The 20,708-nt window shown below is 38.1% G+C and carries 18 protein-coding genes and 4 pseudogenes; 8 read left to right on the top strand and 14 right to left on the bottom strand.

Features of this window, described 5'->3' with window-relative positions; translation table 11 throughout:
- Window positions 1-56: 56 nt before the first annotated feature.
- The 3 pseudogenes from ACERCG_RS03260 to oppB all read right to left on the bottom strand — a co-directional run bounded on the left by ACERCG_RS03260 (window position 57) and on the right by oppB (window position 3,497).
- Window positions 57-1,652, bottom strand: a pseudogene (locus tag ACERCG_RS03260) (ABC transporter ATP-binding protein).
- 9 nt (window positions 1,653-1,661) lie between these two features.
- Window positions 1,662-2,510, bottom strand: a pseudogene (gene oppC, locus ACERCG_RS03265) (oligopeptide ABC transporter permease OppC); the annotation flags it as partial.
- 63 nt (window positions 2,511-2,573) lie between these two features.
- Window positions 2,574-3,497: pseudogene (gene oppB, locus ACERCG_RS03270) on the bottom strand (oligopeptide ABC transporter permease OppB).
- 186 nt (window positions 3,498-3,683) lie between these two features.
- On the opposite strand from oppB, the gene ACERCG_RS03275 reads away from it, so the two are divergent.
- From ACERCG_RS03275 to ACERCG_RS03285, 3 genes are read left to right on the top strand one after another with little or no spacing between them, the layout of a single operon-like run.
- Entirely contained in the window at window positions 3,684-4,343 is a 660-nt protein-coding gene (locus ACERCG_RS03275) for a CDP-alcohol phosphatidyltransferase family protein (protein WP_373610645.1), read from the top strand.
- On the top strand, window positions 4,324-4,950 hold the full coding sequence (locus ACERCG_RS03280) for a lysophospholipid acyltransferase family protein (protein WP_373610646.1): 627 nt from the start codon (window positions 4,324-4,326) through the stop codon (window positions 4,948-4,950). The genes ACERCG_RS03275 and ACERCG_RS03280 overlap by 20 nt, the downstream gene beginning before the upstream one ends.
- Window positions 4,951-4,953: 3 nt before the next feature.
- Window positions 4,954-5,877 carry a phosphatidate cytidylyltransferase gene (locus ACERCG_RS03285; RefSeq protein WP_373610647.1) on the top strand — a complete coding sequence of 308 codons (924 nt, stop codon included), beginning with the start codon at window positions 4,954-4,956 and terminating at the stop codon, window positions 5,875-5,877.
- Between the two features lie 69 nt (window positions 5,878-5,946).
- Here ACERCG_RS03285 and ruvB read toward each other — a convergent pair whose 3' ends face one another.
- The 11 genes from ruvB to ACERCG_RS03340 all read right to left on the bottom strand — a co-directional run bounded on the left by ruvB (window position 5,947) and on the right by ACERCG_RS03340 (window position 13,783).
- Window positions 5,947-6,951 carry a Holliday junction branch migration DNA helicase RuvB gene (gene ruvB / locus ACERCG_RS03290; RefSeq protein WP_373610649.1) on the bottom strand — a complete coding sequence of 335 codons (1,005 nt, stop codon included), beginning with the start codon at window positions 6,949-6,951 and terminating at the stop codon, window positions 5,947-5,949.
- 10 nt (window positions 6,952-6,961) lie between these two features.
- Window positions 6,962-7,567 (bottom strand): Holliday junction branch migration protein RuvA, encoded by a 606-nt coding sequence (ruvA, locus tag ACERCG_RS03295; RefSeq protein WP_373610650.1) that lies wholly within the window; start codon window positions 7,565-7,567, stop codon window positions 6,962-6,964.
- Between the two features lie 108 nt (window positions 7,568-7,675).
- The gene (locus tag ACERCG_RS03300) at window positions 7,676-8,302 is read right to left on the bottom strand and encodes a LysE family transporter (RefSeq protein WP_373610651.1); all 627 of its coding nucleotides are present in this window, start codon (window positions 8,300-8,302) and stop codon (window positions 7,676-7,678) included.
- Between the two features lie 7 nt (window positions 8,303-8,309).
- Complete coding sequence (locus tag ACERCG_RS03305; RefSeq protein ID WP_373610652.1) at window positions 8,310-8,783, bottom strand: phosphatidylglycerophosphatase A; 474 nt, start codon at window positions 8,781-8,783, stop codon at window positions 8,310-8,312.
- 5 nt (window positions 8,784-8,788) lie between these two features.
- A complete protein-coding gene (thiL, locus tag ACERCG_RS03310; RefSeq protein ID WP_373610653.1) occupies window positions 8,789-9,769 on the bottom strand; it encodes a thiamine-phosphate kinase in 981 nt (326 codons plus the stop codon).
- Window positions 9,770-9,827: 58 nt separating this feature from the next.
- A complete protein-coding gene (gene nusB / locus ACERCG_RS03315; RefSeq protein WP_373610654.1) occupies window positions 9,828-10,241 on the bottom strand; it encodes a transcription antitermination factor NusB in 414 nt (137 codons plus the stop codon).
- An 86-nt stretch (window positions 10,242-10,327) separates the two neighbouring features.
- Window positions 10,328-11,629, bottom strand: a complete 1,302-nt coding sequence (pilQ, locus tag ACERCG_RS03320; RefSeq protein WP_373610655.1) for a type IV pilus secretin PilQ — start codon at window positions 11,627-11,629, stop codon at window positions 10,328-10,330.
- An 8-nt stretch (window positions 11,630-11,637) separates the two neighbouring features.
- A complete protein-coding gene (locus tag ACERCG_RS03325; protein WP_373610656.1) occupies window positions 11,638-12,051 on the bottom strand; it encodes a hypothetical protein in 414 nt (137 codons plus the stop codon).
- Between the two features lies 1 nt (window position 12,052).
- The gene (locus ACERCG_RS03330) at window positions 12,053-12,586 is read right to left on the bottom strand and encodes a hypothetical protein (protein WP_373610657.1); all 534 of its coding nucleotides are present in this window, start codon (window positions 12,584-12,586) and stop codon (window positions 12,053-12,055) included.
- Between the two features lies 1 nt (window position 12,587).
- Window positions 12,588-13,109, bottom strand: coding sequence for a hypothetical protein (locus tag ACERCG_RS03335; RefSeq protein WP_373610658.1), 522 nt, complete (start codon window positions 13,107-13,109; stop codon window positions 12,588-12,590).
- Complete coding sequence (locus ACERCG_RS03340) at window positions 13,085-13,783, bottom strand: competence protein ComA (protein WP_373610659.1); 699 nt, start codon at window positions 13,781-13,783, stop codon at window positions 13,085-13,087. Before ACERCG_RS03340 ends, ACERCG_RS03335 begins: the two co-directional genes overlap by 25 nt.
- Before the next feature lie 124 nt (window positions 13,784-13,907).
- Here ACERCG_RS03340 and ACERCG_RS03345 point away from each other — a divergent pair, with 124 nt between their 5' ends.
- The 5 genes and pseudogenes from ACERCG_RS03345 to ACERCG_RS03365 all read left to right on the top strand — a co-directional run bounded on the left by ACERCG_RS03345 (window position 13,908) and on the right by ACERCG_RS03365 (window position 20,689).
- Complete coding sequence (locus ACERCG_RS03345) at window positions 13,908-16,460, top strand: penicillin-binding protein 1A (protein WP_373610660.1); 2,553 nt, start codon at window positions 13,908-13,910, stop codon at window positions 16,458-16,460.
- 230 nt (window positions 16,461-16,690) lie between these two features.
- Window positions 16,691-17,215, top strand: coding sequence for a shikimate kinase AroK (aroK, locus tag ACERCG_RS03350; protein ID WP_373610661.1), 525 nt, complete (start codon window positions 16,691-16,693; stop codon window positions 17,213-17,215).
- 25 nt (window positions 17,216-17,240) lie between these two features.
- Window positions 17,241-18,409 (top strand): annotated as a pseudogene (locus ACERCG_RS03355) (3-dehydroquinate synthase).
- Between the two features lie 8 nt (window positions 18,410-18,417).
- On the top strand, window positions 18,418-19,245 hold the full coding sequence (locus ACERCG_RS03360) for a Dam family site-specific DNA-(adenine-N6)-methyltransferase (RefSeq protein WP_373610662.1): 828 nt from the start codon (window positions 18,418-18,420) through the stop codon (window positions 19,243-19,245).
- A gap of 85 nt (window positions 19,246-19,330) precedes the next feature.
- Entirely contained in the window at window positions 19,331-20,689 is a 1,359-nt protein-coding gene (locus ACERCG_RS03365; RefSeq protein WP_373610663.1) for a sodium-dependent transporter, read from the top strand.
- The last annotated feature ends 19 nt before the right edge of the window (window positions 20,690-20,708 follow it).

Genomic DNA, 20,708 nt, shown 5'->3' on the forward strand with positions numbered 1-20,708 from the left:
TTACATTACTATAAAAAGAAGCTGCAACTGCAGCTTCTTTTGTTATATGGAGTAATTTACAAATTAGAGGCTAAAATTAACCGCTTGGTGTACTCTTGTTGTTGATTTTCAAAGATTTGATTTACATCTCCGCTTTCAACTACCTCACCTTGACTCATTACAATCACACGGTCGCTTAATGCTCTGATTACTGCAAGGTCGTGGCTAATGAACATATAGCTTAAACCATATTTTTTCTGTAAGCGATTGAGCAATTCGATTACGGTAATTTGCGTTGAGCGGTCAAGTGCTGAAGTCGGTTCATCTAAAAGTACAAATTTAGGCTCTAAAATGATAGCTCTTGCAATGGCAATGCGTTGGCGTTGTCCGCCTGAGAACTCGTGCGGATAGCGATTGATCATTGCAGGGTTAAGGTTTACCTCTTCCAAGATTTTCATCACTTTTTCACGGCGTTCGGCTTTGCTCATTTGAGGATAATGTACGGTTAAACCTTCTGCGATAATTTCGCCCACTGTTAAGCGTGGTGAAAGTGAGTTAAATGGATCTTGGAACACCATTTGCATATCTCTTTTTAATGCTTTCTGCTCAGATTTGCTGAGCTTGGTAATAGCTTGGTCAGCAAAAGTAATGTTGCCACGATAGTCCAAAATCTGCATAATCGCACGCCCAAGCGTTGATTTGCCTGAGCCAGATTCGCCTACAATTCCCAATGTTTCACCTTTTTTCAAACTTAGAGAGATGGTTTTTACCGCATTAAATACTTTTTTAGGCTTACCGAAAAGCGAACGTTTTAAAATATAATCCACTTCGATATTATCTGCCTTAATCAAGGTTGGGGCATTGAGCGGCAACTCGCCTTTTAAGTTATTTGGAATAGGCGTTAATAGCTCGATAGTATAAGGGTGCTGCGGATTGCTAAATACTTTTTCTGTTTCGCCACGTTCAATAATTTCCCCATTTTGCATTACACAAACGGCATCGCTATATTTATGCACCAAGCGTAAATCGTGAGAAATTAAGATAATTGCCATTCCCATATCACACTGTAAATCGTGCATTAAGTCGAGAATTTCTGCCTGAGTGGTTACATCTAACGCTGTTGTTGGTTCATCAGCAATTAATAGATCAGGTTTATTGATAATTGCCATTGCAATCATAATTCTTTGCAACTGACCACCTGAGAATTCGTGCGGATAACAACCCATCTTTTTATCGGCATCTGGAATTTTGACTTTCTGTAAAGTTTCCAATACCAATTTTTCAGCTTGAGCATTGGTAATTTGTGGATTATGCGTTTGAATTGCCTCCGCCACTTGTTTACCAATTGGCATATAAGGGTTGAGCGAGGTCATCGGCTATTGGAAAATCATACCAATGCGATCGCCTCGAATTGCCTGCATTTCTGTTTCAGACAAGCTCAACAGATTTTGCTCTTCAAACACAATTTTTGAATTTTCACCAAATTTAACAATGTTTTTTGGCAGTAATTGCATAATTGCCATTGAGGTAACGGATTTCCCCGAACCCGATTCTCCAACAATAGCAACAGTTTGTCCTTTCTCAATAGAGAAAGAGACATTACGAACTGCGTGAACTAATTCTTCGTCCGTTTTTAAATAAATATCGAGATTATTTACTTCTAATAATTTCATCTTAAACCTCTATTTATCTTTTGGATCGAGTGCATCACGCAAGCCATCACCAATAAAGTTAAAGCAAAAAAGCGTTAAACATAAGAAAAATGCAGGGAAAGCGAGCAACCAAGGTGATGTTTCCATCTGTGCCGCACCATCGCTTAATAATGCTCCCCAGCTACTCATCGGCTCTTGTGTGCCAAGCCCTAAGAAACTGAGGAAAGATTCAAACAAAATCAGAGAAGGCACTTCAAGGGAGATATAAACTACCACTAAACCTAAAACGTTTGGCACAATGTGTCGCCAGATGATTTGACGGCGAGAAACACCGCATACAATCGCTGCTTCTACAAACTCTTTATTTTTTAGTGAAAGCGTTTGTCCACGCACAATACGCGCAAGGTTAAGCCAAGCCACCATACCGATTGCCACGAAAATCAGGAAAATATTTTGCCCGAAGAAAGTAACTAGTAAAATAACGAAGAACATAAATGGGAATGAGCTTAAAATTTCTAAAAAACGCATCATTACCATATCCACTTTGCCGCCGAAATAGCCTGAAATCGCCCCGTAGATCGTGCCGATAAGCACGGCAATCAACGCACCTGCAATACCTACCATTAAGGAAATACGTCCACCCATCGCCACACGCACAAGCAAATCACGCCCTGAGGAATCCGTACCGAAATAGTGTTGAGATTCAAAATCAGGTGGAATACCCATCATATTCCAATCGGTATCTTCATAGCTAAATGGCATTAGCATTGGGGCAAAGATAATAAAAAGGATAATACAACACAGAATAATCAGGCTTGCCACAGCCGCTTTATTGCAGAAAAAACGGCGGCGGGCATCTTGCCATAAACTTCTGCCCTGAATCGTTGAGGTAACATCAACAAGCGGTTGTTTTTTATCAGAATTTTGCATTTCCGCGCCTCATTATGAATAACGAATTTTCGGGTCGATTACCGCATATAAAATATCGACAATCGCATTAAATAAAATAGTAAGTGTGCCAACTAAAATGGTAAGACTTAGCACTAAAGAGTAATCACGGTTCAACGCACCATTGACGAATAGCTGCCCGATGCCGGGTAAGCCAAACACGCTTTCAATGACTATTGAGCCGGTAATAACTCCCACAAAAGCAGGGCCTAAATAGGTAATCACGGGTAACATAGCAGGGTGTAAGGCGTGTTTAAAAATAATTTTGCTCATCGGTAAACCTTTTGCTTTGGCAGTGCGAATGAAGTTTGAGTGCAATACTTCAATCATTGAGCCACGAGTGATACGGGCAATACCTGCAACATAACTGATGGTTAAAGAGAGAACAGGCAATACCATATAATAGAGCTGACCACCGTTCCAGCCACCGGCAGGTAACCATTTGAGATAAATAGCAAAAACGAGAACCAACAGCGGAGCGAATACAAAGCTCGGCATAATGATCCCCGTCATTGAAAAGCCCATCACTAAATAATCCCACCTACTATTTTGCTTAAGAGCTGCAACCGTTCCTGCCGTTAAGCCAATAATGACCGCAAAAATAAAAGCAGCAATGCCCAGTTTGATTGAAACAGGGAATGCAGAGGCAATTAAGGTATTGACGGTTTGATCTTTATATTTAAATGACGGGCCGAAATCGCCTTTCGACAGATTTTCCATATAAATGAAATATTACTTGTAGAGAGGCTCGTTCAGATGGTATTTCGCTTCAATATTCGCCATTACTTCGGGCGGATAGGCTTTTTCACTGGTAAATGGGCTGCCGGGAGCAAGCCGCATTAGGAAAAAAGAAAAGGTAATCAAGATAAATAAGGTTGGAATCGCCTCAAGAAGACGTTTAAAAATAAACTTCAGCATAAGTGCCACTCTTTTTAGTTATATTGGTAGGAAATTAATAGCGTAAATTAACGGCTTTGTAAAGATATTGATTAGTTATGGCTATTTTTATAATAATTCATTATTCTTAAGCAGTTATTTTTTAGCTGATTTTTGCAAATTTCTGTTAGAATTTGACCGCTTGTTATTTATTAGAAGGAATATAGAATGCCTGAAATACAGAGTGAAAACCGCAGACCTTTAGCGTCTCGCAATAATAAATGCCTTGCAAAATTTGCTTCTTGGCTTGCCCGTAAAGATTTCCCAACACCTAATCAAATTTCCTGTTTCAGTATGCTGTTTGCCTTACTTGGAGCGGTTGCACTATTTTTTAGCCAATCTATCTGGTCTCTTATTTTTTGTGCGGTGATGGTGCAAATGCGTCTTCTCTGTAATTTATTTGATGGAATGGTTGCGGTAGAAGGCGGTAAGAAAACCGCAAATGGAGCTATTTTTAATGAATTTCCAGACAGAGTAGCAGACAGTTTATTTTTAATTGCATTAGGCTATGCCACACCTTTCTTTTGGTTAGGTTGGCTGGCAGCATTGTTGGCGGCTTTAACTGCCTATATTCGTATTTTCGGCGGTAGTTTAGGGTTACCACAACGTTTTCAAGGCCCAATGGCAAAACAGCAAAGAATGGCTGCAATAACGATAGGCTGTTTGCTTGCAGCGGTAGAAATTTATTTCAATTTAACCACTTATACACTTTCCGCCACCTTAATTATTATTACGCTTGGCACAGCTTATACTTGCTATGTTCGTACAATGGCGATTTCTGCCGAACTCAATTATTTGGAGAAACAGGATGAAAACATTACTCGCTAAATTCATCGACCATATTATCTGCTTTTTTACCTCTTTTATTACAGGCGTTCGTCCCCAGCAATTAACTGAAAATAGCGTGCCGAAGGTGTATTATGCAAACCATCATAGCCACGGCGATTTTATTTTAGTCTGGATTTCACTACCGCAACATTTACGCCTAAAAACTCGTCCTGTTGCCGGGGCAGATTATTGGCAGAAAGGAGCTATTCGCCGCTTTATTGCGAATTCTGTGTTCAATGTATTACTGGTAGAGCGTAACAGCGATAATCCGCAACTGGCGATTGAAAATATGGCAAACCGACTTTCAACAGGAGAGAATTTGATTATTTTCCCCGAAGGGACTCGCAATTCGAGCGAAGAAGTGCTACAACCTTTTAAAAGTGGCATTTATCATTTAGCTCAAACCCTGCCGAATATTCAATTTGTACCGGTCTGGATTGATAATATGAAACAGGTTCTACCAAAAGGGGCAATCTTACCTATTCCGTTAATGTGCCAAGTGCGTTTTGGCGAAGCAATTTCGTTGCAAGAAGGCGAAGAAAAAGCCGATTTTATTGAACGTTCTCGCCAAGCGTTGCTTGCACTTTCTCCAACGCATAAGGAGTAAATAATGACAATTAGCTCTATTTTTCTCACTTTTTTCGCTGTTTTAATTATTGCTTCTCTGATAGGTTTTACTCTTAAACAACGTAAAGGGAATACAAGCACTATCGAGAACTTAAATGCCCGTATTTATGCGTGGTGGATAATGCTTTTTGTTTTGTTATTTGCCTTTGCATTCGGGCAAAACGGCACAATTTTGCTGTTTTTCCTTATCTCCTTTGCGGCATTGCGAGAGTTTATGACGCTGGTCTATCAAGACCGCCACGATTACTACGCCTTAGTGGTCTGCTTCTACTTACTCTTACCGCTACAATACTATTTTGTGTGGACGGAGTGGTATGGAATGTTCTCTATTTTTATTCCTGTTTATGGCTTTTTATTGTTACCTATTGTAGGCAGTTTAACAGGCAAAACCGAGCATTTTTTAGGGCGTTCAGCCAAAATTCAATGGGCGGCGATGATCAGTATTTTCTGTCTTTCCCACGTTCCTGCATTGCTTACTTTAAATGTACAAGGCTTAGCGAAAAGTCAAAATATCCAACTGCTGATTTTCTTAATTGCGATTGTTCAATTAAGTGATGTATTGCAATATATTTGGGGCAAATTGGTGGGTAAACGTAAAATTATGCCAAGCCTATCGCCATCTAAAACGGTAGCTGGTACGGTTGGCGGCATTTTAAGTGCAACCTTAATTGCGATGCTGCTTGCTCCTATTACGCCATTTTCAACGCTACAGGCAGGGGTTATCGGCTTTGTAATTTGTTTAATGGGCTTTTTTGGTGGATTGGTAATGTCTGCCATTAAACGAGATTACGGCGTAAAAGATTGGGGCAGAATGATTAAAGGACACGGCGGAATGTTAGATAGAGTTGATTCAATTTGTTTCTCTGCTCCTGTGTTCTTCCATATTGTCCGATATTATTGGGCATAAAGCCTATTCAACAAGCGGTTGTTTTTATCGAAAATTTTGCAAATTTTGGGGTAAAACAACCGCTTGTTATTAATCAATTTTAGTAATGCCTAAGTGGGCATAGGTTCTATTGGTTGCAATTCTACCTCTTGGGGTACGTTGTAGGAAGCCTTGTTGAATAAGGTAAGGCTCTAGCACATCTTCAATCGTATCTCGTTCCTCGCCAATTGCTGCTGCAAGGTTATCTAAACCCACAGGACCGCCGTCAAAACGTTCTACAATCGCTTGTAGGAGTTTAATGTCCATAAAATCAAATCCTTCCGAATCCACATCAAGCATTGCCAATGCCAGTTTAGCAATCTCTGAGGTAATAATGCCGTTATTGCGAACATCAGCATAATCTCGCACACGGCGGAGTAGTCGGTTGGCAATACGAGGTGTGCCACGAGAACGGCGAGCTACTTCGTAGGCTCCATCAGCAGATAAATTAAGATTTAAGCAATCCGCACTGCGTTTCACAATTAAAGTGAGATCGTCCACCGAATAAAATTCTAATCGTTGAACAATGCCGAAGCGATCTCGTAATGGAGAGGTTAGCGATCCTGCTCGAGTGGTTGCGCCTACTAAGGTAAAAGGCGGTAAATCAAGCTTAATGGAGCGCGCAGCAGGGCCTTCGCCAATCATAATATCGAGCTGATAATCTTCCATTGCAGGGTAAAGTACCTCCTCAATAGCGGGAGAGAGTCGGTGAATTTCATCAATGAAAAGCACATCGTAAGGCTCAAGATTAGTCAGCATTGCGGCTAGATCGCCTGCTTTTTCTAATACAGGCCCGGAAGTAGTGCGGATATTCACACCCATTTCATTTGCTACAATGTTGGCGAGGGTGGTTTTACCTAGACCGGGCGGTCCAAAAATCAGTAAGTGATCGAGAGCCTCATTACGCAATTTGGCGGCTTTGATGAAGATCTCCATCTGATCACGTACAGAGGGCTGCCCAACATAATCGGCAAGCAATTTAGGGCGGATTGCACGGTCGATAACTTCTTCCTCACGCTTTGGCGAGGCACTGATAATTCTATCTGCTTCAATCATAATTTAATGTTTATAATGAATTTTTTAATGCCTCACGAATGAGCTGCTCACTCGTTGCTCCCGTTTTATTGACTTTCTTGATCATTTTTTCTGCATCAGCTGGTTTATAACCTAAAGCAATTAAAGCATCAAGGGCTTCATTTGCCGGATCTGGCGTATTGCTTGCGACAATTTGATCGTGCGAGGTTTCTACAAAGAAATCAGTTTGAGCAATCCCTTTAAATTTACCTTTTAGCTCAACAAGTAAACGATCTGCGGTTTTTCTACCAATGCCCGGAATTTTAGTCAGTTTTGCTAGTTCTTCATTTTCAATGGCTGTAGCAAATTGTGAAACCGACATTGCAGAAAGAATGGCAAGGGCTAATTTAGGGCCTACACCATTGGTTTTAATCAATTCACGAAATAAGGTTCTATCTTGTTTTTGGGCAAAACCAAAGAGCAAGTGAGCATCTTCTCGCACCACTAAATGGGTGAAAATAGTGGTTTCATCACCCACTTGTGGCAAACTATAGAAGCTAGTCATTGGGAGAAGTAATTCATAGCCTACACCTTGTACATCTAGTAAAATTTCCGGTGGCTGCTTTTCAATAATTTTACCGTGTAATCGTCCTATCATTGTTCTATCCTAAAATTAAAATTGGCAGTAGCATAGCAGAAACTGTATAAAATAACACTATGTATTCTCTACCTGATTTGCAAATTTTTTACTAAAAACGACCGCTTGTTAGCTGATGAGATGAGTAATGCCTTCATAAATCAACATTAAGCCAAACAGCATAAAAATCACGCCTGAAATGTTATCAATATAGCGGCTATATTTTGTGTAGAATTGCCTTACCAGGCGGCGAGAGAATAGTAAGGCAACCAAGCAGAAATAGGCAAATGTACTAACGACAAACAAAAAGAGCAGCTCAAACATTTGCGATGTTTGAGTAATATTACCTAAATATGCGGAAATTACGCTGGTGAAATAAACCCCAGCTTTAGCATTAAAGATGTTAATTAATAGACCTTTTTTGATTTCTGTGAATGTATGTAGTGGGGTAAGTAATGATTTATCTTCCTTAAAGGTAATATTCTCTTTTACCCTAACCATTTTGGAGCCGATGTAGGTAAGATAGCTTCCCCCAATCATCATAATGACATATTGAAACGTATCGCCCATACCTTTACTTAGCAACGTTAATCCGAAAATAGCAAAAGCAGCCCAAAAAATAATACCTATGGAAATACCTGTTGCAGCAAGAGTGCCACTTTTGATGGAATGACTTGCCGATTGTCTAACCACATAAAAGAAATCAGGTCCGGGGCTGGCGAGCCCTGCTAGATGAATCAGTAAAATTGTGAGCATAAGATCCTTAAATAAAATAATACAAAATATGTAGTGAGAGTAGAGCAAAGATGGCAGCAAGAATATCGTCAAACATAATGCCCAAACCGCTTTCTAGTTTTTTGTCAAAATAGCGGATAGGAAAAGGTTTGAGAATATCAAAAATGCGGAAACTGATAAAAGCGAACACATAACCTAATAAATTATATTCAGGCAGATAAGCGAACATTAAAAAGATAGCAACAATTTCGTCCCAGACTATTCTGCCATCATCGTGAACATTGAGATCTTGGCTGGTTTTCGTGCAAATGTAGCAGCCAGCAATAAAGCCAATTATGCTAAGAATGACAAAGAAAATACCGGATTGGGTAATGTTCCATAGCAAAACAGAAAGGATTACCCCAGCCAGACTTCCCCAAGTGCCGGGGGCTGGTTTTAATAAACCAGAACCAAAGCCAAAACCGAGAAAGTGGATAGGATTTTTAAGATTAATTGGTTTCATTGTTATTATTTTTTGAAATGATCAAAGCCACTTTTAGTGGGCAAAGTTACGACTTCATTATTGCGTAATAAGATTAAACCTTCTTTGGCGGAACGAATTTGCCCGATGCAAGTATAGTTTACACCAATGTTAGTGAGGGCTTTCTCAAGTTTTTGCTTATTATCGTTATGAACGGTAAAACAAAGCTCGTAATCTTCCCCACCACTTAATGCAAAATGTTCAGCCTCTTCTTTTGAATAGCAATTTAGTAGTGGCTCTGAAAGCGGTAAATCATCAAGATTTACAGCAGCACCACAGTGACTACGTTTTAAAATATGCCCTAAATCAGAGAGTAAACCGTCTGAAATATCAATTGCTGCATTCGCAATAGAAGCAATAGTTAAGCCAAGCAGTACACGGGGGGTTGGGCGTAAATGGCGTTGAATAAGATAGCTTTCATCTTTATTCCAACTTATATTATCGGTTTGTTGGTTAAGCAATAATTGCAAACCGGCTGCACTATCGCCAAGCGTGCCGGAAACGTAGATCCAATCGCCTACTTTTGCATTATGGCGAAATAGCCCTTTATCTTGTGGCACAATACCTTGTGCGGTAAGGGTTAAGGATAAATGCCCTTTAGTAGTGTCGCCGCCAATAAGATCAACATTATAGTGATCTAAAATATCAAAGAAATGTTCGCTAAATTCAGCTAGCCAATTGTGATCGATTTCAGGTAAGGTTAAAGCTAACGAGATCCAAGCAGGCTCTGCTCCCATTGAGGCGAGATCGCTTAAATTAACTGCAACACTTTTATATGCTAAGTCAGCAGGCGAAATAGAGGGTAGAAAGTGAGTACCACAAACTAACGTATCTGTGGTAATAGCAAGTTGTTGATTGGGCTTTAGCGAGGTTACCGCACAGTCATCACCAATGGCTAATAATACATCTTTCCGAGGAGGACGCTGAGAGGCATTGAAGTAGCGGTCGATAATATCAAATTCACCCATAAAATTCCCTTTCCCATTACGTTAAAATCCCCAATTTCATACAAAATTGGGGAAGATTTTATTTCTTACCGAGTGCCGGTGCTAGTTTATCTAAAATACCGTTAATGTATTTGTGGCTGTCGTCAGAGCCAAATACTTTAGCAACTTCAATGCCTTCGTTGATCACAACACGGAAAGGTACATCATCTTGGAATTTTAGCTCATAGCCTGATAGGCGAAGAATAGAACGCTCGATAGGATCGATATCATCTTCTTTACGATCTAAAAATGGGCGTAATGCTTCATCAATGGCTTCAACATTATCTACAACACCACGGAATAGTGTGCGGAAATAAGGCATATCCACACCTTTCATATCTTGATCGGCAATAAATGCTAATTCCACTTCTTCAACCGTATTTTTGGAAATATACCAAGAATAAATGGCTTGAACCGCACACTCTCTTGCACGGCGACGTGGGGAAACTTTCATAAAACCTCTAATTCTATAACACAAAAAAATGACGGCTGATTCTATCACACTTCCCCTATTTTTGCTTGCGTTTATCTTCGCTATTTTTATTTTTTCGTACCCCTTACTTTTTCGTTTGATTGAAGAATATAAGGTGTAACAAAAATAACCAGTTCCCTCTTGCTGATTCTATCTCTTGATTGGCTGAATAATCGTTTGATGAACGGAATTGAGCCTAAAATAGGCACTTTATCTTCCCCTTTTTGGGTTAAATATTGGAAAATGCCACCTAGTACGATAGTTTCTCCATGTTTAGCAAACACTTGTGTGTTGAGTTCTTGTTTATCAATGGTAATTAAGCCACTGCTGCCTGATTGAGAATTAGGTGAATTTTGAGTAATAATTAAATCCAATAAAATTTGATTTTGAGTAGAAAGATGAGGCACAACCTCCAAGCCTAGCACTGCTTCTTTAAATTCCACATCGGTTGCTTCCGATTTAGTGTTATACATCACATAAGGAATTTCTGTGCCTTGCTTAATGCTCGCCGGCTTTTTATTAGTGGTTAAAAGACGAGGGCTGGCAATGATTTCCACGCTGTTTTCTTGCTCTAATGCACTGAGTTCTAAATCTAACACACGGCTATTAATGGAAGCGACTTGTAAAACCGCTGAAGCACCATTCGCAACAGGGAAATTCACATTGAGATTATTGGCTACACTACTTAATCCATTGCCTTCAAGCCTCCCACCAAATTTATAGTGATCAGCTCCTCTAGAGAACATTCCCCAACGCACACCTAATTCTTGCAAATGTTCGCTACTGATCGTAACAATGCGAGCTTCAATCGCAATTTGTTCGGTGGGGTGGTCGAGTTGTTTGATTAATAGCTCAATATTTTGCAGTGATTTCGCACTATCTTTAATAATTAAGCTATTACTTCGCTCGTCAAAATGGATATAGCCATTTTCAGATAAAAACGTACCACTGCCTTTCGTTAAAGATTCAATCACTTCTGAGGCTTTCGCATAATTGAGCTTTATGGTTTTCGTTATCAGCTTTGGTGTGGTTACAAGCGGTGGATTTTGTATATTATTTTGCAAATGGTGAATTAAATTTAAGTCCGCCTGTTTTTCTTCTTTTTTGCTGATATAAACAATGTCCGCTTCTTGGCTAAAAGATAATTTATTTACTTTGCTGATCGTTTTAAATATCTCTTCAATAGACTTATTTTCTAACCTTAATGTAGATTTTGTTTGAATATCATCTTCTAAAACGATATTTCTTTCCGCTTCTTCAGATAAATAAGTCAGCAGAAGTGAGGTCGGTGCATTTTTTACTGAAAGAGAAATCGTATCAGCCAATGCGAATGAGGAGCTAAGTAATACATAAAGCAAAATTCTATACATATTAACCTCTATAGTTTTATCGTGATTTCATACGGAAAGTTACAATCTTTCGTAAGTTTCCAATTAATATAAGTCAGTGATTTCAAAGTAATGTTTTTTATCTCAATATCTTGATTTTTAATTATCTGGTTTTCTTTAAAGTCAAATAGTTGTTCTTTTTCATCAATGAACAAGGCGGTAGAATGTTGATTAATTTTAACTAAGCCAATCAGTTTTAACTTCTTAAATTCCGTTGGTAAATTAAGTGAATTCAGACTTTCAGACGTTTTACAAGCGGTTAAATTTTTCGAAATATTTGCAATTTCAGGCAGAGCTTCAACACTATTCTGTTCATTGCTTACTGTAAGTTGCTCGCCAAAAAAGGGGTCAGCAGCCAGAGCATTAATGCTAATGAATAAAAAGAAGAAAAAATAGTTACGCATATTATTCCTTATTTGTTAAAACGACTAATGTGGTTGTTAGTTCTACTTTTCTATCTTCAGTAGATTTAGTTAAAGTAAGCAAGTGATATTTTAAATAGTCAATTTGGTTAAGATCATTAATAAAGTTAAATAATGAATGGCTATTAGCGGTTATTTTTATTTCAATGCTTTTACCCTGTTCTAAATTCCAATTTAGGCTATCAAGATTAAGTTGATGCTTCTTAGCTATTTTTTTTATTATTGTATTAATATCTGTTAAGTTATTTTCTGAGTTTTTATACTTAGCTTTATCAAATAATCTGTAGTGTACATTTTTTTGATGCGTAAGCTGTGTGTTTTGATTTTCTATATTCTCTAACAGATAGTTAATTTCTAAGTGAGTTTTGCTTATATAAAGTACAGGTAAAATAATTAGCAAAAAAATTAGAGAGAACTGTATAGCTATTTGCTTTTTTCTAATGATATTTACGGCTTTAAACATATTGTTGCTTGGATTTAAATATAGATTTTCCAGCTTGTTTCGGATTAAAATCATCTTAGTTTCCTTTATGTTTTATACTGAATATGAAAGAGATTTCATTTTTATGATTAACATTTACTTGCTCCGTTTCTGTTTCAATAAACTCTTGTTGATATAAATACTGCTCTAATTTCTTGAAATCGTCTTCGAGACTTAATGTGCCACTTATTCTTAAATAAAGATCTTTCTCTTGATATAACTGTATTACATCTATTCCGCCATTTTTTAAGGGGGTATGCTGTATCATTTTAAATAGTTGTGCGATTTTCTTATTTTCTGCAAAAGGTAAGGTAATAGTATTTCCATTTTGCAGAAGTGAAATTTTGTTTTCAAAATCAAATGTATCTGTTTGTAGTTTTTCTAATTGTTGTGTAAGAGCTTCAAGTTCACTCTGTTTATTATCGATATAAAAGAGTAAAGATATTCCAAAAAAACACATTAACAAAAATGTATAAGCGATATTTTTAATGCTACTATAGCGAGTAAATATCCATTTACTTTTTCTATTTCCACTTAAATCAATGCCTTGCCATTCCATAAACTTGCTCCAAGTGCGAGACAATAAAGTTGCTTTGCGTTATCAGATGGTATATCTATATTAGTAATAGGAATATCAGATAAAGAAATGCAATCCTTAGGTTCAACTTGAGGAAATATCAATTCATTTTCGGTAAACTGAATGATTTTTTGCTTAAAATAAAAGCAAGGGGAATTGTTATCAAGTTGAGGATTTAAATAAAAAATAGCTCGAATATAACAATGCAATTCGCAATCTAATATGCTATTAAATTGAGCTAGACTTTCCGCATAACGTCTATTTAATGCGTAAATTATTATTTTATCGAGATTGTTATTGCTACTCGGCAATCGCTGATAATCAAAATTGATACATTCAATAGCAAGTGGTTGCTCATTTTTTAAAATTTGAATAATTTGCCTATGTAATTGAATGTCATCCAGTTTTTTAGAGATGAAAACCGTTTTCCGCCAGATGTATTGGTAAGGAATAGGACAAACAAGGGCAAAATGTTTATTTTCTGTCTCTTTTTCAATGATTTGCTGAATAGCTGTCTCTCCCTCACTCTTTTTATGCCAAAAAGTATGGAATTTTTGAGCCTCATTTTTGACTAAGCAGTAATATTGTTCATCTTCACTTAAGCCTAAAATGATAGGCTTTAAAGGTTTTTTGTTTGATAGCTTAAGTAATTTCATATCGGGTCAATAAGTAAAATTTGTCGCAATTTAGTTAGGCTAAATCAGCATTTTGGCTTATACTTAGCAACCTAATATTCGCTTTAAATTTATATTTCGTCATTAACCAAAAGAGATTTTTTCGATGCGGATCGCAAAAATAATATTTAGTGCTTTACTTTCACTTGTAATTTTGGGTGGAGTAATTGGTGGTTTACTTTATATGCATATCAAGTCTGACTTGCCTGATGTCGCAACACTTAAAAATGTTGAACTACAACAGCCAATGCAGATTTTTACCTTAGATGGAAAACTCATTGGGGAGGTAGGTGAGGAACGACGTATTCCCGTTAAACTTGAAGATGTTCCTCCAATGCTGATAAAAGCAATTTTGGCAACGGAAGATGCTCGCTTTTATGAGCATAAAGGGATTGACCCTAAAGGGATTATGCGTGCACTGTGGCGTACCAGCCAAGGTGATACACAAGGGGCAAGTACTATTACGCAGCAGTTAGCGAAAAATTTCTTTCTTACTCCTGAAAAAACCTTTGAGCGTAAAGCGAAAGAAGCCATTCTTGCGTTAGAAATTGAACAAGTTCTAACAAAAAATGAAATTTTAGAGCTGTACTTAAATAAAATTTATTTGGGATACCGCTCACACGGTGTAGTGGCAGCGGCTAAAACCTATTTCAATAAGGCATTGAAAGATTTAACCCTTTCGGAAATTGCGATCATTGCAGGGCTTCCAAAAGCTCCCTCAACAATGAACCCTCTTTATTCGGTAAAACGAGCAGAAGATCGCCGTAATGTGGTGCTAGGGCGTATGCTTGAAACCAAAGATATTACCCAAGAAGAGTATGAAAAAGCGAAAGCAGAGCCTGTGGTGGCTAATTATTATGGTGCGGCTTTAGAGTTCCGTGCGGATTATGTAACGGAAATGGTTCGTCAAGAAATCGTTAAGCGCTATGGTGAAAATATTGCCTATAACAAGGGTTTGAAAGTTTATGCCACCGTGCTTTCACACGATCAGAAAGCCGCACAAGATGCTCTGCGGGAGAATTTAATTGATTATGATCGCAGACGTGGTTGGCGAGGCGCTGAGCAATTATGGACAGGAAATGCAGCTTGGGACGATGAGAAAATTATCGATCATTTAAGTAAATTGCCGAAATCTGATCCTTTCACTCCTGCGGTTGTAATGCAAGCAGATAAATCGAAATATACGCTTTTATTGGCAAATGGCGATTCCGCAACGTTAAAGCGTGCTAATGCTAATTTTGCTTCTAAAGGCTTAAAAGTGGGCGAACAGATTTGGGTTAGACAAAATAAAGCTAAAGAATGGGCTTTAGGGCAAATTCCTCAAGTGAATTCTGCTTTAGTATCAATTAATAGTGAGAATGGGGCGATTGAAGCGATTGTTGGTGGATTTAGTTTTGAACAGAGTCGTTTTAACCGTGCAACACAATCTTTAGTGCAAGTAGGGTCAGCAATTAAGCCATTTATTTATGCAGCTGCAATGAATAAAGGTTTGAGCCTCTCAACGACCATCAGTGACGCTCAAATTGTGATTAAAAAGCCGGGACAAAAAGAGTGGAGACCGAAAAATGCTGATGGGGTTTATGGTGGTTCAACGCGAGCAAGAGTTGCTTTAGGTAAATCTCGAAATATGGTAGCAATCCGTGTATTACAAATGGCAGGTATTGACTACACAGCCGATTATTTACAGCGTTTTGGCTTTAACCGTAATCAGTATGTGGCAACAGAAGCCTTAGCTTTAGGTGCGGCTTCTTTTACACCATTAGAAATGGCTCGTGCTTATGCAGTGTTTAATAATGGAGGTTACTTAATTGAACCTTATATTATTGATCGCATCATTGATGCTCATGGTTACGAACTCTATCAAGCAAATCCTGTAGTAGCTTGTTCGGTATGTGATAACCCTGTTATCTATCCTGAGCCGAAATATTTTGACTCAGTAAAAATTCACGATGAAAGTCAGGTTGTGCCAGCTCTGCTTACTCAGAATAATTCTGAGGAAGATGCAGTAGAGGATATTGCAGAATCTGAGCCAGAATTACAAGCAGGAAATAGCGAGAAAAACGCCCCTAGCCTGATGGCAGAATCTTCTCATCATATTAAGGGATTACGTTATGCTCCTCACGTGATTAGTAATGAATTAGCATTTTTAATGCGTAGTGCATTAGCAACAGCGGTAACTGGTGAACCTGAATATGGTTGGAGAGGCACGAGTTATAGAATGCTCAATACTATTAAACGTGATGATATAGGTGGTAAAACGGGTACAACCAATAAATCTAAAGCAACTTGGTATGCAGGTTTTGGTGCAGATATTGCAACGGTTGTTTATGTTGCTTTTGATGATAATAAAAAAGAGCTAGGTAAAGGTGCAACGGGCTCAAGTACTGCCTTACCTGCTTGGATAAATTATATGAAAGTTGCCTTAGCAGATAAGAAAGTTGAAAAACAGGTTGTACCTAAAAATATCGTTGAAGTAAAAATTGATCCAAATAGTGGCTTCTTGGGTGATGGACGTAAAGAATTCTTCATCAAAGGTACAGAACCAACAAAACGCTATGTGGTTGAAAGAGGTTATACTGAAAAGCCTCCAGCACAATCTGCTCCAGCTCGATTAGGGCTTCCACCGCCTGGTATGTTACAAAGTGGTGAGTTATTCTAAAAATTGCGAGGAATATGCTCTTAAAAGTTGAAAAATGGGGGTGTTTTTTGCGATAATAACGACCAATTTTATTTTGGGCGATTTGTGAGTTATTTATATACTTTTAGTCAATAAACGGATTTTATTGCAATTTTTATAAGAAATCAGACCGCTTGTATAACAAGCGGTCATTTTTTCTTTTAATTTCACAAATCAGATGTTTACAAATTTTAATAATAGAAGAACAAATAATGGCTGAAAAACGTAATATCTTTTTAATTGGACCGATGGGAGCTGGAAAAAGCACTATTGGTCGCCAACTTGCTCAAACATTAGGTATGGAATTTTTAGATTCTGACAGCGTGATTGAAGAAAGAGCAGGTGCGGATATTGATTGGATCTTTGATGTTGAAGGTGAAGCTGGTTTCCGTAAGCGAGAAGAGCGTATTATTAACGAATTAACGCAAAATCACGGTATTGTGCTTTCAACGGGAGGCGGTTCTATTTTATCAAAAGATAACCGTAATGTATTATCAGCTCGTGGTATTGTAATTTACTTAGAAACAACCGTTGATAAGCAATTTGAGCGTACTCAGCGTGATAAAAAACGCCCTTTATTGCAAACCGAAGATCCTCGTAAAACATTGGAAGAACTTGCAAAAATTCGTAATCCGCTTTATGAAGAAATTGCAGATATTACTATCCACACGGATGAACAAAGTGCAAAAGTAGTGGCAAATCAAATCATCGATATGATGGATAATTTAGTCGCATAAAAACTAATTTAACAAGGAGCGAGAGATGTTACAGGTAAATGTAGAATTAAAAGAACGCCGCTATCCGATTATTATTGGAGAGGGGCTACTTTCTCAAGCTGAGAGTTATTCGCCGTTAAAAGCAGGCGATAAAGTGATGATTGTTTCTAATCCAACCGTTGCTTTTCATTACATTGATACTGTTACTCGCGCTTTAACTGAATTAGGTTGCCAAGTAGATTCGGTATTAATTCCCGATGGCGAAGAGCATAAAAATTTGGATTCATTAAATCTGATTTTTACTGCCTTATTAGAAAAAAATCATAACCGTGATAGTACCTTAATTGCATTAGGGGGGGGGGTAATTGGCGATGTGGCAGGTTATGCCGCTGCTTCTTACCAACGTGGTATCCGTTTTATCCAAATCCCAACCACACTATTAGCACAGGTGGACTCTTCCGTTGGTGGTAAAACAGCGGTAAACCACCCGCTAGGCAAAAATATGATTGGGGCTTTCTATCAGCCTATTTCTGTGATTGTGGNGGTGGTAAAACAGCGGTAAACCACCCGCTAGGCAAAAATATGATTGGGGCTTTCTATCAGCCTATTTCTGTGATTGTGGATACTGATACGCTGAAAACTTTACCAAAGCGTGAGGTAAGCGCTGGCTTAGCAGAAGTGATCAAATATGGTGCGATTTTTGATCTACCTTTCTTTGAATGGCTAGAAAATCATATTGATGATTTAGTGAGCTTAAAACAAGCTGAAATTGAGTACTGTATCCAACGCTGTTGTCAGCTCAAAGCAGATGTGGTTGCTCGTGATGAAACAGAAAAAGGCGATAGAGCATTATTAAATCTTGGGCATACTTTTGGACACGCCATTGAAGCTCGTATGGGCTATGGCGTATGGTTGCACGGCGAAGCCGTTTCTGTTGGTATGCTTGAAGCTGCTGCTTTATCGCACATTTTGGGCGATTTAAATGTGGAAGATGTGGCTCGTTTAGAAAAATTACTGGCAAGAGCCAATCTACCGACTATTTCGCCAGATGGTATGGAGCCTTTAGAATACCTGCCTTATATGTGGCGAGATAAAAAAGTGCTTGGTGGACAATTGCGTTTGATTTTACTGAAATCACTTGGTCAAGCTTATGTTTCAGCAAAAGCAACCGAAGAACAAGTACTGGCAGCTATCGAACGTTTCACCCAACGTTAAAGATTTAAATGAGTCATTCTAAACATCGAGCCTTTTTAAAATGGGCGGGCGGAAAATATCGCCTTATTCCAGATATCCAAACCCATTTGCCAAAAAAGGCTTGCTTAGTTGAGCCTTTTGTTGGTGCGGGTTCGGTATTTCTGAATACTGACTTTGAACACTATATTCTTGCCGATATTAACCCTGATTTAATCAATCTTTTCAATGTGGTAAAAGCAGATGTTGAGCATTATATTGCTCAAACAAAATTGCTTTTTCTACACCCTAAAGCGAATACTGAAGCCTTTTATAAAGCACGCCGTGCGGAATTTAATCGCTCAAAAGATACCTTTCGCCGTTCGGTTATTTTCCTCTATTTAAATCGTTTTGGTTATAACGGGCTATGTCGTTATAACCAAAAAAAAGGGTATAATGTACCATTCGGGCGTTATAAAACTCACTATTTTCCTGAAAATGAACTACGGTTTTTTGCAGAAAAAGCTCAAAAAGTGACTTTTATTTGTGCCGATTTTGAACAAGTGTTTGAGTTGGTAAAAAGCAGCCCAATGGATTGCGTTATCTATTGCGATCCGCCTTACGCCCCTTTATTGCAAGAGACTAATTTTACGCAATATGCAGGTGGTGGCTTTAGTTTGTTCCAGCAAGCTCGCTTGGCAAATCTCGCTCAAGAAATGAAAGAGCAGGGAATTCCGGTATTAATTTCAAATCACGACACTGATTTTACTCGGCTAATTTATCAATCTGCTCAAATCACTGAGGTGCAAGTGCAACGTTCAATCGGGCAAAAAGCAGATTCCCGAATTAAAGTCGGTGAGTTATTTGCGTTATTTTCCTAATTATTTGCAAATTTTTCCCAAAATATGACCGCTTGTGTTTAGCATTTAAGCGTTATTTTTTATTTTTATGCCTGTGGAGTATCAAATGGCAAATCAAAATGAAGAGCGTCAATCGTGGTCTAGCAGATTGGCATATATTATGACTGTTGCAGGAGCAACGGTAGGATTCGGAGCAACGTGGCGTTTTCCCTATTTAGTTGGTGAAAACGGCGGCGGTGCTTATGTATTTCTATTCTGTATTGCAATGATTGTGATCGGCATTCCAATGATTTTAGTCGAAAATGTGATTGGCAGAAGAATGCGATTGAATGTAATTGATGCTTTTGGTGGTTCGGCAAATGGTAAAAAAATCTCGCCTGCGTGGAAAGTTCTAGGCTATATGGGGCTACTCGGGGCATTCGGCATTCTGGCATATTATATGGTGCTTGGTGGCTGGGTACTTAATTATATTGGTAGCTTGATTACAGGGAGTCTTAATCTCTCAACGCCTGTTACGGTAGAAACTACTTATCAGTTCTTCCAACAAGGTATTTTTAATAGCCCTGCGACCATTATTACTTATACCGCCATTTTTGTGCTGGTAAATTATTTTATTTTAATGAAGGGAATTGTTGATGGTATTGAGCGTTCGGTTAAATACCTGATGCCGATTCTATTTGTGTTTTTACTGGTAATGGTTATCCGCAATGTAACGTTACCGGGAGCGGTTGAAGGGATTAAATTTTATTTGATGCCTGATTTCTCTAAAATCACGCCAAAACTGTTTGTGTTTGTATTAGGTCAGGTGTTTTTTGCATTAAGTCTGGGTTTTGGTGTGCTGATTACGCTTTCAAGCTATTTAGATAAAAATGAAAACCTTGTTAAAACAGCAATCATTACAGGTGTAATGAATACGATTATTGCGGTGCTTGCCGGTTTTATGATATTTCCATCGCTATTCAGCTTTGGTGTTGCTCCAAACTCTGGGCCAACATTAGTCTTCCAAAGTTTACCGATTGTGTTCTCAAATATGTGGGGCGGTACGATTTTTGCGATTATTTTCTTTACTTTATTGGTTGTCGCGGCTTTAACCACTTCATTAACCATTTATGAAGTGATTATTACTTCACTTCAAGAAAAAGCAAATATCAGTCGCAAGAAAGCGATTTTTATTACCTTAGCAACCATTTTTGTATTAGGGAATATCCCATCTGCATTAAGTGATAATGTGCTAAAAGATGTGCAAATTATGGGTAAAAGCATTTTTGATGCTTTCGATTATATTAGTGGCAATATCCTATTTATCTTAACTGCATTGGGTAGTGCAATTTTTGTTGGATTTGTATTAAAAGATGAAGCAAAAGAAGAGCTTAGAGCAGGTAAAACATTGACTGCTATTTGGTTTAATTATGTTCGTTTTGTGATTCCTATCATTATTTTAGTGATTTTCTTTAATTCGCTATAAATAGAGTGACGTGTATAAA

This window comes from Mannheimia sp. E30BD (genome assembly GCF_041807785.1).
GTDB lineage: Bacteria > Pseudomonadota > Gammaproteobacteria > Enterobacterales > Pasteurellaceae > Mannheimia.

What these genes read in the sequence shown, in the direction of transcription:
- ACERCG_RS03275 (WP_373610645.1), top strand. Translation starts at nt 3,684, where the DNA reads ATGCCTGAAATACAGAGTGAAAACCGCAGACCTTTAGCGTCTCGCAAT.
- ACERCG_RS03280 (WP_373610646.1), top strand. Translation starts at nt 4,324, where the DNA reads ATGAAAACATTACTCGCTAAATTCATCGACCATATTATCTGCTTTTTT.
- ACERCG_RS03285 (WP_373610647.1), top strand. Translation starts at nt 4,954, where the DNA reads ATGACAATTAGCTCTATTTTTCTCACTTTTTTCGCTGTTTTAATTATT.
- ruvB (WP_373610649.1), bottom strand. Translation starts at nt 6,951, where the DNA reads ATGATTGAAGCAGATAGAATTATCAGTGCCTCGCCAAAGCGTGAGGAA.
- ruvA (WP_373610650.1), bottom strand. Translation starts at nt 7,567, where the DNA reads ATGATAGGACGATTACACGGTAAAATTATTGAAAAGCAGCCACCGGAA.
- ACERCG_RS03300 (WP_373610651.1), bottom strand. Translation starts at nt 8,302, where the DNA reads ATGCTCACAATTTTACTGATTCATCTAGCAGGGCTCGCCAGCCCCGGA.
- ACERCG_RS03305 (WP_373610652.1), bottom strand. Translation starts at nt 8,783, where the DNA reads ATGAAACCAATTAATCTTAAAAATCCTATCCACTTTCTCGGTTTTGGC.
- thiL (WP_373610653.1), bottom strand. Translation starts at nt 9,769, where the DNA reads ATGGGTGAATTTGATATTATCGACCGCTACTTCAATGCCTCTCAGCGT.
- nusB (WP_373610654.1), bottom strand. Translation starts at nt 10,241, where the DNA reads ATGAAAGTTTCCCCACGTCGCCGTGCAAGAGAGTGTGCGGTTCAAGCC.
- pilQ (WP_373610655.1), bottom strand. Translation starts at nt 11,629, where the DNA reads ATGTATAGAATTTTGCTTTATGTATTACTTAGCTCCTCATTCGCATTG.
- ACERCG_RS03325 (WP_373610656.1), bottom strand. Translation starts at nt 12,051, where the DNA reads ATGCGTAACTATTTTTTCTTCTTTTTATTCATTAGCATTAATGCTCTG.
- ACERCG_RS03330 (WP_373610657.1), bottom strand. Translation starts at nt 12,586, where the DNA reads ATGATTTTAATCCGAAACAAGCTGGAAAATCTATATTTAAATCCAAGC.
- ACERCG_RS03335 (WP_373610658.1), bottom strand. Translation starts at nt 13,109, where the DNA reads ATGGAATGGCAAGGCATTGATTTAAGTGGAAATAGAAAAAGTAAATGG.
- ACERCG_RS03340 (WP_373610659.1), bottom strand. Translation starts at nt 13,783, where the DNA reads ATGAAATTACTTAAGCTATCAAACAAAAAACCTTTAAAGCCTATCATT.
- ACERCG_RS03345 (WP_373610660.1), top strand. Translation starts at nt 13,908, where the DNA reads ATGCGGATCGCAAAAATAATATTTAGTGCTTTACTTTCACTTGTAATT.
- aroK (WP_373610661.1), top strand. Translation starts at nt 16,691, where the DNA reads ATGGCTGAAAAACGTAATATCTTTTTAATTGGACCGATGGGAGCTGGA.
- ACERCG_RS03360 (WP_373610662.1), top strand. Translation starts at nt 18,418, where the DNA reads ATGAGTCATTCTAAACATCGAGCCTTTTTAAAATGGGCGGGCGGAAAA.
- ACERCG_RS03365 (WP_373610663.1), top strand. Translation starts at nt 19,331, where the DNA reads ATGGCAAATCAAAATGAAGAGCGTCAATCGTGGTCTAGCAGATTGGCA.